This is a genomic window from Ruegeria sp. ABF4_144, from assembly GCF_056160045.1.
The window spans coordinates 3,148,712-3,160,987 of the sequence record NZ_JBSWWK010000001.1; the positions used below are offsets into that span (position 1 = coordinate 3,148,712).

Below are 12,276 nucleotides of genomic sequence, written 5' to 3' on the forward strand. Positions count from 1 at the left end.
CTAAAACGCCGCAGCTGCGCCGTTTAGAGCCCAGTTGTATTTATAAGCTTTGACGCGCGCGGTGCTTTGTAACCGCGCGCGCAATTCGGGGTCAGCCACTGTCTGGAGATAGTCCAGAACCGCCTGCTCGTTCGCGCCAAAATCTTCACGGAACCAGATATATATCTTGGACAGGATCAGCCTGCCGCGGTCGTCGAACCGAACCCCGCGTGGGTCGTTGATATAGGCGTGTTCGGCGGCGGCAAAGTCACGCTCCAACGTCTGGGCCTGCCAGGCACGGTTCATCAGGTTGGGACAGCCTACAGCTGCGCAGTTCAACGCATAGTGGATGCGAGGCTCATTGAAATTGGGCCGGATGATACGATGCTCGATATCATTCAGGGTCAGCGTTTGCCCTGCAACCTGCACCAGTGGGCGGTTCCAAGGACCTATGGACAACGGACCGTCTTTGATGTCGCGGATAGATGCAACGGGATAATTCTCAAGGATCACATCTACCGTCACCGCGTTGTAGAGATTGATCCAATAGGCCAGTTGTTGGTCGCGGGTCAGCCGCATTGGGTCAACGGCTTGTAACTCATTCAGATATCCATCCAACCGGGCGCGATCCGCAGGGCTTACTTGCCCATAGGCCACCCGGTTCACGCCCTGATCATCCGGCGCGACATAGCGGGACAGAAATGCACTCCAGTCCCTATGATCGACCTGTTGCCCCGGCGCAGAGGCAAACCGGGTCAGCGTTTGCCCCGGCAACGCCTCGGGTGCGGGCAACGCCAAACGCTCAACACTGGCGCAGGCCGCCAGAAGGGGCAGCAGCATCACGATCACTAGCTTTTTCATGAGGCATCCTTTTGGATCTGGCGCATCGCCCGCATCTGGCCTTTTAGCCGTTTGAGCGGCGCCAATGCGGGGTCATTCAGATCGGGCAAATCCGAAGAGGCAGACAAACGGGGCACTGCTGCATTCCACCATTTCGGTCCGGCTGGCCCCTCGATCCTGTCCGGGCTGGTCAAATGCTGATCGCGCTGCGCGTTGTGCACGCACATCGACAAGGGGCCGTTCGCCGTGGCCACCATGAACACGCAGGACGCGCAGCGGTCGTCCTCCAACACATCCGCCGCCATGAAGTTATGGATGAACACCGCCTGTCGCCGTACTGGACCGCGCAACAATCCCGGCCCCAGACGCACAATGCTAACGGCCAGATGCACCAGCGCACGCAGCGCCAACACAGGATGGCGCCGAAACACGCGCGATAGGTTGGGACGGATACGGATATGGGCGTCCTGCCCGTCATCCACGCGGTCCAGCGCGGCAATTACCCGATGCACAAGACGCTGGTTCGACAACAGCGAAACTGCGCGCCCTCCGGCGCTGACAACGCTGGCATAGCGGTTGCAATTGGAATGCCCGACAGCCGCTGACCCGAAATGCAGCGGCGTCTCATATCCGGTCTCAATCGCACGCGCTACACTGTCTTGCGTGATAGCATCAGGCCGCGCACGCAGGACGCCGCGCCCGGTATCGGCCTGCATCTGGAACGAGGCAAAGGCGACCTCGGGGCAATCCCTTAGGAAACGCGCCAGCGCCGGAAGATCGTCGAAATTGCCGCCAAAGACGGTCGTATTGAAAAGAATGCGTAGCCCCAGCCCCTGCGCCCGGCGGATATAGGTTCGGCGCACCGTGTTCAGCTCGACCTCACTGCCAAAGCCTTTGCGGTCCTGCGTCATGTCCACATGAAAGGCCACATCGTCCAGACCAGCCGCCGCCAACCGAGTCAGCTTTGCCCGGCTGGCACGGATACCGTTGGTCATCAGACAAGACCGCATGCCTAAGCGGCGGATCTCGCGGCACAGCGCCTCAAGGTCCTCAACGTTGCGCAGGGTCGGATCACCCCCGGTCAGTTGCACCGAAACCCCGGTGCCGTAATGGCTGCGGATCGTCGCCAGCCGCGCAAACAGGACCGAGAGCGGCGGATCATAGGTCATCTCAGCCCGGTCTGAGAGGTAACAGAGCGAACAGTCCAGATTGCAGCGCTGCGTGACCTCAAGCGCGACGCAGGCGATGGGATAGAACCGCCCCGCCGTTTGGCCCGCACCGTATTCACCGCAGCTTTGCAAACCGCCGCGCAGGGGCGCGCGACGATCTGTTCCGGTGAACCTGCGCCCTGCGGGCACTATGGCTGAATAGTCCTTCATACCGCCAAGCTAGAGAGGCCCGGGGCTTGCGGCCACGCCCGCTCACGCCAACGTGCGGGTCGGTGATTGACTTAACCGCAGCAACCGCCGGATTGTTTCACTTGCGGCGTGGCGGGCGCTTCGTTCTCGTTCGCCCCACGACCCAGCCATGTCCGGTCCGCCAGATAGAAATCGGCAAAGCGGGCGTGGAAATCGTCGGAGACGGATTTCTGCGGGATACCTGTGGCCAGCAAGGCCTGCTGCCACGCCTTCACCCTGGGATACGCTGCCAGCATGTCGTGCCCGCTGTGATCGGCCACAATCGCAGCCCGGTGCAACAGAGGAAGCCATGCCATGTCGACATTGCCCATCACCTGCCCTGCAAAGAACGGGCCATCGCCCAGTTGCTGTTCCGCCTTGGTGAATGAGGCGTTCAGTCTGCTCATACGCTCGGCAAACACTGCACTGTTGGCGCTTTGCATGGCGCTGCACTGAACCAGATAGTGCTTGCTGGCCTGATAACTCCAGGCGCGGTTCAGGGCGCGTTGTTCGGGCGTCAGATCGGGTTGCAGCGGGGCGGCGACCTCATCGAGGTACTCGGCAATTGCGTCCGACTCGAACAGAGGCGTGCCACCTTCGGTCACCAGCACCGGCACCTGGCCGGTGGGTGAAAGCTCTAGAAACCAGTCCGGCTTGTCGCTGAGGCTGATAAAGTCGATCTGATACGGAACCCGCTTGGCCTCGAGCAGCGCGGTGACACGTTGAACGAACGGGCAGATTTTAAAGCTAATGATACGGATCATCGATCTTTCCTTTTGCTTGCTTCACCTGTCAGACGAAGCCCGCGCCAAAAAGACGACGTTCAGATCAGCATTTTTTGCATGCAGCGGCTTTTTCCTGCACGTCCGTGATATTGCCTCGCACGTCCATCGTGATGTTACAGCAGTCTTCAAACGCCTTGCGCAACTCGGCCCGGCCCTTCTGAACCCGCGATTTGAGCGTTGAATAGGACAGGCCCTGCGCCTGTGCATAGTCACGCTGGGACATGCCGTTGATGTCGATTTCCATCAGCATGTCCGCAGTTTCTTCAGGCAGGCCGCGAATGAAGGGCTCGACACAGCCCTCAAGATCCTGACGGGTTTCTGGATCATCGCGGTGGTACCACAGATCGTCCGGATGCGCCTGCGCACGACCGGACTTTCGGTAATGGTCGATTATGGTGCGGTCTGCGGTTTTGAACAGCCATGGCTGCAACTTGGCCGGATCACTCAGACCGGGCAGGCCGGTGAAGACCTTGACCGAAATCTCCTGCAACAGGTCGTCTACATCCGCCGGGTTCGACACGCGTGTATGCAAGAAAGCCTTTAGCCGGGCGCGGTATTGGGGCCAGATGTCCTCGATACGCATACTGATTTATGACAGATGGGCGGCAAAGGCGTCCACTACCTGCTCATATACCTCGCGCTTGAATGGCACGATTTCTTCGATCAGGCGCGAAGGCTCCTGCCATTTCCAGCGGGTGAACTCCGGGTGGGCGGTTTCGATATTGATCTGATCGTCGCTGCCAGTGAAGCGCAACAGGAACCATTTCTGCTCTTGCCCGCGATAGCGACCTTTCCAGATCTTCGGGACAATGTCATGGGGCAGATCATAGGGCAGCCAGCCGTCGGTTTCGGCCACGACCTCAACCAGATCGGCCATCACGCCAGTTTCTTCCCATAGCTCACGAAGGGCGGCATCGCGGGGGTCTTCGCCCTTGTCCACACCGCCCTGAGGCATCTGCCACGCGTCCTTGTGGCGGTCATTGCGCTGGCCGACGAAAATCTTGCCCTCGGCGTTCATCAGCATCAGCCCGACACAGGGACGATAGGGCAGTTTGACGATTTCTTCAGGGGTCATGCGCGGCCTCGTACATTGCTCTGGCAACTCTGTATCAAGCGGTTCCGGAACAGCAAAGGGTGTGACGTTAGGTTCTGCGTGACAAAGGTGACGTGAACGTCAATCTATCAACGAAGAATCGGGAGGGAGAGTTCGCCATGACTGCGTACCCAAACATGCTGGCCCCGCTGGATCTGGGCTTTACCACGTTAAAAAACCGCGTGCTGATGGGCTCGATGCATACGGGTCTGGAAGAGACCGGCGACTGGAACCGGGTGGCCGAATTCTATGCCGACCGGGCCCGTGGCGGCGTTGGGCTGATGGTGACGGGCGGGATTGGTCCGAATTTCGAAGGCTCGGTTCTGCCCGGCGCCTCGATGATGACCAACGATACAGAGGTCGCGAACCACTCGATCGTCACCCAGCGGGTGCATGAGGCAGGCGGCAAGATCGCGATGCAGATCCTACACGCGGGCCGCTACGCCTATGGTCCGAAATGCGTGGCACCCAGCCCGGTGAAATCCCCGATCTCGCCCTTCCCTCCGAATGAGCTGGATGAGGAAGGCATCGAGAAACAGATCAGCGACATCGTCAACGCTGCCGTTCTGGCGCAGAAAGCGGGTTATGACGGAGTCGAGATCATGGGCTCTGAAGGGTATTTCCTGAACCAGTTCCTTGTGACCCACACCAACAAACGTGAGGATCGCTGGGGCGGTTCCTATGAAAACCGGATGCGTCTGCCTATCGAGGTGGTCCGCCGCACGCGCGAGGCCGTGGGCACCGATTTCATCATCATCTACCGCCTGTCGATGATCGATCTGATTCCCAACGGCTCGACCCATGAAGAGGTTGTGGAACTGGCCCAACGCGTCGAAAAGGCCGGGGCCACGATCATCAACACCGGCATCGGCTGGCATGAAGCCCGGATTCCGACCATCGCCACCAGCGTGCCGCGCGCGGCCTTTGCCTGGGTCACCAAAAAACTGATGGGCAAGGTTGGCATCCCTGTGATCACCTCGAACCGGATCAACACACCTGAAGTCGCCGAGGAGGTTCTGTCCACCGGCTGCGCCGACATGGTGTCATTGGCCCGCCCGATGCTGGCGGATGCGGATTTCGTGAACAAAGCGATTGCGGGTCAATCCGCGCAAATCGCGCCTTGTATTGCCTGCAATCAGGCCTGCCTGGATCACACCTTCAGCGGCAAGCTGACCTCGTGTCTGGTCAACCCGCGCGCCTGCCATGAGACCGAGTTGGAAATTGGCAAAGCTGTGGCGCCAAAGACCGTCGCCATTGTCGGTGCCGGTCCGGCTGGCCTGTCCACCGCGATGACCGCCGCCCAGCGCGGCCACGACGTGACCTTGTTCGACCGCGCCAGTGAGATTGGCGGCCAGCTAAACATGGCGAAACAGGTGCCCGGAAAGGAAGAGTTCTGGGGCTTGGTCGATTGGTACCGAACCATGATGTCCGATCTGGGCGTTAAGGTGGAACTGAACCGCGAGGTCAGCGCCGACGATCTAACCGGCTTTGACGAGGTGGTCATCGCCACCGGCGTCACCCCGCGCGATCCGGAAATTCCCGGACAGGACCGCGACAACGTCATCAACTATATCGACGTGCTGCGCGACAAGGCTGAAGTCGGCAAGTCCGTCGCCGTTATCGGCGCGGGCGGCATTGGGTTCGACGTATCCGAATACCTGCTGGAGAACGGCCACAGCATCACCACCGACTTGCCTGCGTGGATGAAGGAATGGGGCGTGACCGATCCGGAACAACACCGCTCGGGCCTGGCACCGGAAGGCCCGCAACCTGAAGCCCCAGCGCGCGACATCACTCTGCTGCAACGCAAGAAGCAGGCACATGGCAAGGGGCTGGGCAAGACGACCGGCTGGATTCACCGTGCAACGCTGAAGATGAAGGACGTCAATTTCGTGGGCGGTGTGAACTACGAGCACATCGACGATGACGGCCTACATATCAGCTTTGGCGAGGAACGCGCCGATCCAACCCTGATCGCGGCGGATACAATCGTGCTGTGTTCAGGCCAGGTGTCCGAACGCAGCCTAGCGGATGCGCTGATCGACCGCGGAGTTACTCCGCACGTAATCGGTGGCGCGGATGTGGCGGCGGAACTGGACGCGAAACGGGCGATCAATCAGGGCACAAGGCTGGCAGCTGCTCTCTGATCACTCGGAAAGCGCAAGCTTGACGCCCAGCGCCCCGAACGCTGTTGCGAAGCACCGTTTTATCCAGGCCATCACCGATGGCCTGCGAATGACATAGTCCCGTGCAAGGGCTGCACAGGCGCCATACCCGACAAAAACCACAAAGGTCATCGCCATAAAGGCGGCGGCCAGCTTGACCAGTTCCAAACCGGCATTCGCCGTGCCTGCCGGCAGAAACTGAGGCAGGAAGGCCAGGAAAAACAAGGATAGCTTGGGGTTCAGCACATTGATCAACGTCCCGGTCATCGCGATCTTGAGATGACCTGCCGAGGATTTCTCGGCGTTGACCTCCATTGCGCCACCGTCTTTGACGATCCCCCAAGCCATGTAGAACAGGTACAGGACACCCATATACTTGATGATCTGAAATGCCAACGCGCTGGTATGTAACAGGGCGGCAAGACCGATGATGCTGGCCAAAGCGGCCGGGACGATCCCCAATGTGCATCCCGCCGCCGCAGCAAGGCTGGCGCGAAACCCGCGTCCAAGGCCGATTGCCAGTGTGTATATCACCCCGGTTCCGGGCAGTAACACCACAATCAGGGATGTCAGAAAGAACTCCAGCGACATATATCGGCCTCCTGTTTTGGCCGACAGAGTTTCCGACGTTCAGATGGTTGTAAACCGGTTTCCTGGATGACGTCGGTGACTATTCCACCGTAATCGTAATCACCTCGGACACAATCGGAGTGGAATGCGGCACGTGGCCCGCGTCACCCAGCACCAGTTGAAGCGTATGCTCACCCGGGGGCAGGTCCAGCGTCACCTCGGTCTGGCCGCCGCCGAAATGCAGGTGGTTGTCGTCTGCGGGCAGACCATAGGCCAGTTCATCCGCGCCGTCTTCGCCCTCACCCAGCGGCGGGCGATCGATCAGCAAGTGGTGATGGCCGGTGTTTTCCTTCTCGGTTCCGGCAGGGGCCACACCCATGCCGCTGAGGCCAAAGACCACGGTTACAGGGGATTGCACGGTGTCCCCATCGGCCAGATTCACGAAATAAACCTTCGCGTCGGGGTTTGATGGGGTTTCTCCTCCGGCCAGCGCAAGGGTTGCGGACAGGCACAGGGCAGCAAGGGCAAGCAAGGCTTTCATGATCTCCTCCGTGGTCACAAATTTGCCATTGTCACCTTAACACATTTGCCGACAAACACTAAAAATCCTTGCCGTGCAGGCTTTGTGTCAACGCCAGAACTATTGTTTCCGCGTTTCCCATCTGCAAACGATCCGATTCAAATCCCTGATATTATCCCATGTCTGCCCTGTTTCCGCCCAGATTGAAGGCGAAAGTCTGTCAAAGACTAAGCACCCGGGGAACGAGAATGGATCGACTTACCGAAATGGAAGCCTTTGCCAATGTGGTGGACCAGGGTGGATTCACCGATGCGGCCAAGAAAATGGGCATCTCCAAATCGGCCGTGTCAAAGCATGTGTCCAGCCTTGAGGCCCGTCTGGGTGCACGGCTGTTGAACCGCACGACGCGCCGCGTTTCCCCGACCGAAATCGGGCTGGCCTATTACGACCGCGCCCGCCGGGTGTTGAATGACGCAGGCGAAGCGGATGCGCTGGTGACCTCGATGCAATCCGCCCCCTCGGGTCTGCTGCGGATCAGCGTGGCCACGGATTTCGGCGTCAATCATCTGTCGCCGGTTCTTTCGGATTTCCTTGCCGCCTATCCGGACATCACCGTGAACATGGTGCTGAACAACCGCTATGTCGAGTTGATCTCGGAAGGTTTTGATGTCGCTGTGCGCATTGGTGAGCTGGAGGACAGCACCCTGCGCGCCCGTAAGCTGACCGAAACCGTGAAACGGATGGTTGCGGCGCCCAGCTATATTGAGAAATTCGGGCGTCCGCAGAAGATCGACGACTTGAACGAACACAAGCTGCTGCACTATTCCAGCCAATCCTCGGGGAATGTCTGGAAACTGACCGCGCCTTCGGGCGAAAAGCGACAGGTCCGCACCGCTGGCTGGCTAAGCGTGAATGACGGTCAGTCACTGTTGAATGCAGCCATCTCCGGACTGGGGATCGCCTATCTGCCCAGCTATCTCTACGCGGAAGCGCTGAAATCCGGCGCTGTTCTGGATGCGATGCCGTCGCTGCCCGACGAGGTGCAGGGCATCTATGCCGTCTACCCGCCCGGTCGCTTTACCCAACCTAAGGTGCGGGCATTCATTGATTTTCTTGTCGAGTCCTTCAACGAGAAGGGCCCGATGGACTGGTAATATCTCCCCCGGTGAACCTCAACGGCCCGCGTATCTGTGCGGGTCTTTTTTTTGCTCAGAACCGTTCGACCCAGGGGCGCAGGGTCAGTTCATCGCTCCAGGCGGATCGATCCTGATGGATCAGATGCATGTATTCCCGCGCGATAGCGTCCGGGTCCAGCATAGCATCAGGCGTGTCAGCAGTCGCAGCCCGTTCTGGGTTGCGAATAGCTCCGTCGATATTGATCCAGGCCACATGGATGCCTCGGGGGTGCAGCTCGCGTGCCATGGATTGCGCCAGCCCGCGTTGCGCGAACTTGCCCATGGCAAAAGGTGCCGACAGCGGGAAGCCTTTGACCCCGGCCGAAGCACCGGTGAACAGAATCGTGCCACGCCTGTTGTCGCGCATCGGCTGATCCAACATGCGGCGGGCGGCGGCCTGTCCCAGCAAGAAAGCGCCATGTGCCGTTACCTCAACTGCCTTGCGGACGGTTTCCGGGTCAAGCTCGGCGATCGGGCCGCGTTGCCGGGCCGAGGGGTTATAGCACGCAACCCGCAGCTCACCCGGCAAGCTGGCCACCAGCGCCGCCACGCCCTTGGCATCCGTGCCATCCAGTTGATGCAGCTTCGCTCCGGTCTCGGCAGCCAGAGGTCCCAGATCTGAAACGTCGCGGGCGGCCAGGTTCACCGCATATCCGCCCTGCGACAAGGCCCGCGCGAACGACGCTGAAAGACCGGCCCCTGCGCCAATAATCAATGCCTGCGGCGTTGGTGTCTGGTCAGTCATGGGGGGCTCCTTTCGTATTTCGATCGGTTTGCCAGTCTGACCTATGCCACCAGGGTCAATTGACCAGCAAAACCGCCTCGACCCGGCGGTTCACGTCGCGACCTTCCGGCGTGGCGTTTGAGGTCAGCGGGGCCAGATAGCCAATGCCGCGGGCCTCGACCCGGTCGGCGGCAACGCCATGGGCTTCAATCAGACGGGCGCGGACTGCCTGTGCCCGGCCGGTACTGACCGAGATATTGGCATCCAGTGCGCCGGTGTCGTCCGTGTGCCCAACCAGCGCCAGCCGGGTATCGGGGTTGTCGGCCAAAAAGGCTGCGATCAGGTCCAGTGAGGCAAATGGACCGTCGCCCAGCGTGATCTCTCCGGTGCGGAAATGCAAATCGTCCAGAATCACATGCCCATTTTGCTCCAACGCGGCCAACAGCCCACCGGACGCCTCGGCAGTTTCCTCGATAACCAGTGGCGGTGGGGCTTCTGCGTCAACCGGGGTGACCCGGATCAGCTGAATATACCCGCTGGGCGGGTTGCGGCTGACCAGCAGGCTTAGCACATCGTCGCCGCGGGTGGCGGACAGAAAACGGTAATCCTGAATCGCCACATACATATCGGGCGTCGGAACAACCTCGGTTCCAAATCGGAAATCAAACCCACCACAGGCACGGGCCTCGCATTCGAACAGCACGTCATAGCCTTGTGCCACGATCTGATCGCGCAGAGGCGCCAGCAGTTGCAGCGTTGTACTGGACCCTGATTGCACGCGCCATGTGATCCGTTCAACTCGCCCCTCGACCTGCCGCGCGGGTAGGGTATCGTCGGCATACGGGCCGGTGGGCAGGTCATAGCTGTCCAGCGGGCTGATCCGGTCGCTGATCTGGCGCGCGCCCGAAGGCAGTGTCAGGTCCTGCGCAGCACCCGGCCCGGCCAACAGCAGCAGAATCAATGAGGCAAAGCGGATCATCGGGCCTGCGCGTGATAGTCGTCGTTCGGAACCATCGCCGTGGCACTGGCGACCCGGTTCGACATGTTGAAAAATCCGGTCACATTGGCGATGTCCCAGATATCGCGATCGGTGAACCCTGCATCCCGCAGGCGCTGACGGTCAGGTTCCTCAATCTCGGTGCTGGCGGTGGTCATCTTGGCGGCAAAGTCCAGCATCGCCCGCTGTCGTGTGTCCAGGGGCGCAACGCGGTAATTCATCACCAGCATCTCGCCCAGCTGCGGGTCACCCGACAATTGTCGCACCGCCGCGCCATGGGCCACGAGGCAGTAAAAGCACTTATTGATCGCCGATACGACCACGGCGATCATCTCACGTTCCAGCTTGCTGAGGCCACTATCGCCCAGCATCAGGTCGTTATACGTTGCGGTGAAGGCGTTCAGCTTATCAATATCAAAGGCATAGGCCCGCAGTACATTCGGCACAAAGCCCAGCTTTTCAACGCAGATATCAAAGTACTTCTGAGTCTCGGGCGGCAGCGGGTCCACCATTGGCAGGTCCAGCGCGGTGGGGGCAGTTTGGTCGGTCACGTCGGGCTTTCTCCTTGAACAAGCTGACGGTAGTGGTATTCGCCGGCAATCTCCATCCCGAGCGCGTGATAAAGCCCGTTGGCCCCGGCGTTTGCCTTGGTGCAGATCACGCTGAACGTGTCTGCCCCGTTGTCCCGCGCCCATAAGGCAGCGGCGCGCATAGCCCAGCCGCCCAAGCCCTGACGTCGATGATCGGGCAGGATTTCCAGCGCATGCACCATCGCAACGCCGTCGTGAATCGCAACGAAACCGGTCCCGGCAGGTTGATCGCTGTGGCGCAGCAGCAGGCCAGTCTTAGGACCCTGCTCGCGCTCCATCACCGCGACCCGCTCGGGGCCGATACCCCCTTTCGCCCAAATCTCACGCATGATTGCCAGCGGTTCAGGTGTGAGGAACACTGTTACGCGCGGGATTGGTGTACCAGTCAAGTGATCGGTAGGGCAGGCATAGATGTTGACCGGATCCAGAATCTGATAGCCGCGCTTGGCCAGTTGCCCATCCAACGCCTCATCCCCTGGACGCAGGCAGAAGATGCGCTTTTGACCCATCGCCTGCATCGCGGCCTCGGCGGCGTCGATCTCAGCCTCGCTTGCCGGGCCCAGCGCATTGGCAGCAGACACGCGAGACCCGCCACCCTGCCCCTGACGCAATTGAAACGGCCCCAGCCGCTCATACCCGGCAGCGGGCCATGTGCCGTCAACGATACCGGCCCAGTTGACGCTCACAGATCAAGCTCTTTCGCAAGCCGGGTGGTGGCGGCATCTATACGAGCGCCATCAGTGCCGCGTACGACGACATTGGCGCCGAAAACGCCGTTGATCTGGAACGGATAGCACCCGATCGTCAGATCCGCGAAATCATCAGCCAGTGCCGAGAGCATGGCAGCGATGTCGCCTTCGCCCCGGTCCACACGCAAGGTTTGCGACAGCAGTGGGCTACCGCCAGTCAAGCCGGGCAGCACACTTGCCACCATGGCCTGAAACACCGATGGCACTCCGGCCATCACATGCACGTTTTCAATGATGAACCCCGGCGCAGTCGAGACCGGGTTATCGATCAACGCAGCCCCGTCTGGAATACGTGCCATGCGCAGCCGAGCCTCGTTCAGCTCCAGCCCAGACTTGTCGTAATGTGCCTGCAGCAGGGCGCGAGCATCGTCGCGAATGTCGATCTGCGCCCCAAAAGCGCGCGCGATACAATCGGCAGTGATGTCGTCATGGGTCGGGCCGATTCCACCGCTGGTGAACACGTGGTCATGGCCCTCGGACAGGGCCTTGACCGCCGCCTCGATCGCCGGGGCATCATCGCTGACGATCCGAACCTCTTTCAGATCAATACCAAGTTTGGTCAGTTCCCCGGCTAGGTAATGCATATTCGCGTCGCGGGTCCGGCCCGAGAGGATCTCATCCCCGATCACCAGCATTGCAGCGGTTGGATTTGCCATGGCGCGTGCCCCCTCTTGATCGATCGTTAGGGCAGG

Annotated in this window: 14 protein-coding genes; 2 read left to right on the top strand and 12 right to left on the bottom strand. The window is 60.3% G+C overall.

Annotation, left to right across the window (positions count from 1 at the left end; all coding sequences use genetic code 11):
* The 5 genes from ACXAGD_RS15750 to ACXAGD_RS15770 form a co-directional block, all read right to left on the bottom strand.
* The gene (locus tag ACXAGD_RS15750; RefSeq protein ID WP_475211829.1) at nucleotides 1-840 is read right to left on the bottom strand and encodes a DUF547 domain-containing protein; all 840 of its coding nucleotides are present in this window, start codon (nucleotides 838-840) and stop codon (nucleotides 1-3) included.
* Nucleotides 837-2,198 carry a radical SAM protein gene (locus ACXAGD_RS15755; RefSeq protein ID WP_475211831.1) on the bottom strand — a complete coding sequence of 454 codons (1,362 nt, stop codon included), beginning with the start codon at nucleotides 2,196-2,198 and terminating at the stop codon, nucleotides 837-839. Before ACXAGD_RS15755 ends, ACXAGD_RS15750 begins: the two co-directional genes overlap by 4 nt.
* A gap of 71 nt (nucleotides 2,199-2,269) precedes the next feature.
* Nucleotides 2,270-2,980, bottom strand: coding sequence for a glutathione S-transferase family protein (locus ACXAGD_RS15760; protein WP_475211832.1), 711 nt, complete (start codon nucleotides 2,978-2,980; stop codon nucleotides 2,270-2,272).
* A 64-nt stretch (nucleotides 2,981-3,044) separates the two neighbouring features.
* On the bottom strand, nucleotides 3,045-3,584 hold the full coding sequence (sigZ, locus tag ACXAGD_RS15765) for an RNA polymerase sigma factor SigZ (protein WP_475211834.1): 540 nt from the start codon (nucleotides 3,582-3,584) through the stop codon (nucleotides 3,045-3,047).
* Nucleotides 3,585-3,590: 6 nt separating this feature from the next.
* Nucleotides 3,591-4,076, bottom strand: a complete 486-nt coding sequence (locus ACXAGD_RS15770) for an RNA pyrophosphohydrolase (RefSeq protein ID WP_475211835.1) — start codon at nucleotides 4,074-4,076, stop codon at nucleotides 3,591-3,593.
* Nucleotides 4,077-4,213: 137 nt separating this feature from the next.
* Between ACXAGD_RS15770 and ACXAGD_RS15775 the strand changes: the two genes are divergently transcribed.
* Nucleotides 4,214-6,241, top strand: coding sequence for a 2,4-dienoyl-CoA reductase FMN-binding domain-containing protein (locus ACXAGD_RS15775; RefSeq protein WP_475211837.1), 2,028 nt, complete (start codon nucleotides 4,214-4,216; stop codon nucleotides 6,239-6,241).
* Here the strand turns inward: ACXAGD_RS15775 and ACXAGD_RS15780 are convergent, their stop codons facing one another.
* Together ACXAGD_RS15780 and ACXAGD_RS15785 are read right to left on the bottom strand one after the other, a co-directional pair.
* Nucleotides 6,242-6,850: a LysE family translocator gene (locus ACXAGD_RS15780; protein WP_475211838.1), complete on the bottom strand. Its 609-nt coding sequence runs from the start codon at nucleotides 6,848-6,850 to the stop codon at nucleotides 6,242-6,244.
* A gap of 79 nt (nucleotides 6,851-6,929) precedes the next feature.
* Entirely contained in the window at nucleotides 6,930-7,370 is a 441-nt protein-coding gene (locus ACXAGD_RS15785; RefSeq protein ID WP_475211839.1) for a DUF4399 domain-containing protein, read from the bottom strand.
* A 227-nt stretch (nucleotides 7,371-7,597) separates the two neighbouring features.
* Between ACXAGD_RS15785 and ACXAGD_RS15790 the strand changes: the two genes are divergently transcribed.
* Nucleotides 7,598-8,503: a LysR family transcriptional regulator gene (locus ACXAGD_RS15790; RefSeq protein ID WP_475211840.1), complete on the top strand. Its 906-nt coding sequence runs from the start codon at nucleotides 7,598-7,600 to the stop codon at nucleotides 8,501-8,503.
* A gap of 55 nt (nucleotides 8,504-8,558) precedes the next feature.
* On the opposite strand, the gene ACXAGD_RS15795 is transcribed toward ACXAGD_RS15790, so the two are convergent.
* Genes ACXAGD_RS15795 through ACXAGD_RS15815 form a run of 5 tightly spaced genes read right to left on the bottom strand, consistent with a single transcriptional unit; the run spans nucleotide 8,559 to nucleotide 12,240 of the window.
* Nucleotides 8,559-9,269, bottom strand: coding sequence for an SDR family NAD(P)-dependent oxidoreductase (locus tag ACXAGD_RS15795; RefSeq protein WP_475211842.1), 711 nt, complete (start codon nucleotides 9,267-9,269; stop codon nucleotides 8,559-8,561).
* A 55-nt stretch (nucleotides 9,270-9,324) separates the two neighbouring features.
* Nucleotides 9,325-10,227, bottom strand: coding sequence for an OmpA family protein (locus ACXAGD_RS15800; protein WP_475211844.1), 903 nt, complete (start codon nucleotides 10,225-10,227; stop codon nucleotides 9,325-9,327).
* Nucleotides 10,224-10,796 (bottom strand): peroxidase-related enzyme, encoded by a 573-nt coding sequence (locus ACXAGD_RS15805; RefSeq protein WP_475211845.1) that lies wholly within the window; start codon nucleotides 10,794-10,796, stop codon nucleotides 10,224-10,226. The genes ACXAGD_RS15800 and ACXAGD_RS15805 overlap by 4 nt, the downstream gene beginning before the upstream one ends.
* A complete protein-coding gene (locus ACXAGD_RS15810) occupies nucleotides 10,793-11,521 on the bottom strand; it encodes a GNAT family N-acetyltransferase (protein ID WP_475211847.1) in 729 nt (242 codons plus the stop codon). Before ACXAGD_RS15810 ends, ACXAGD_RS15805 begins: the two co-directional genes overlap by 4 nt.
* Entirely contained in the window at nucleotides 11,518-12,240 is a 723-nt protein-coding gene (locus tag ACXAGD_RS15815) for a competence/damage-inducible protein A (protein ID WP_475211849.1), read from the bottom strand. The genes ACXAGD_RS15810 and ACXAGD_RS15815 overlap by 4 nt, the downstream gene beginning before the upstream one ends.
* Nucleotides 12,241-12,276 lie beyond the last annotated feature (36 nt).

Bases quoted from the DNA above. Each gene is read 5' to 3' on its own strand.
- ACXAGD_RS15750 (WP_475211829.1), bottom strand. From the start codon at position 840: ATGAAAAAGCTAGTGATCGTGATGCTGCTGCCCCTTCTGGCGGCCTGC.
- ACXAGD_RS15755 (WP_475211831.1), bottom strand. From the start codon at position 2,198: ATGAAGGACTATTCAGCCATAGTGCCCGCAGGGCGCAGGTTCACCGGA.
- ACXAGD_RS15760 (WP_475211832.1), bottom strand. From the start codon at position 2,980: ATGATCCGTATCATTAGCTTTAAAATCTGCCCGTTCGTTCAACGTGTC.
- sigZ (WP_475211834.1), bottom strand. From the start codon at position 3,584: ATGCGTATCGAGGACATCTGGCCCCAATACCGCGCCCGGCTAAAGGCT.
- ACXAGD_RS15770 (WP_475211835.1), bottom strand. From the start codon at position 4,076: ATGACCCCTGAAGAAATCGTCAAACTGCCCTATCGTCCCTGTGTCGGG.
- ACXAGD_RS15775 (WP_475211837.1), top strand. From the start codon at position 4,214: ATGACTGCGTACCCAAACATGCTGGCCCCGCTGGATCTGGGCTTTACC.
- ACXAGD_RS15780 (WP_475211838.1), bottom strand. From the start codon at position 6,850: ATGTCGCTGGAGTTCTTTCTGACATCCCTGATTGTGGTGTTACTGCCC.
- ACXAGD_RS15785 (WP_475211839.1), bottom strand. From the start codon at position 7,370: ATGAAAGCCTTGCTTGCCCTTGCTGCCCTGTGCCTGTCCGCAACCCTT.
- ACXAGD_RS15790 (WP_475211840.1), top strand. From the start codon at position 7,598: ATGGATCGACTTACCGAAATGGAAGCCTTTGCCAATGTGGTGGACCAG.
- ACXAGD_RS15795 (WP_475211842.1), bottom strand. From the start codon at position 9,269: ATGACTGACCAGACACCAACGCCGCAGGCATTGATTATTGGCGCAGGG.
- ACXAGD_RS15800 (WP_475211844.1), bottom strand. From the start codon at position 10,227: ATGATCCGCTTTGCCTCATTGATTCTGCTGCTGTTGGCCGGGCCGGGT.
- ACXAGD_RS15815 (WP_475211849.1), bottom strand. From the start codon at position 12,240: ATGGCAAATCCAACCGCTGCAATGCTGGTGATCGGGGATGAGATCCTC.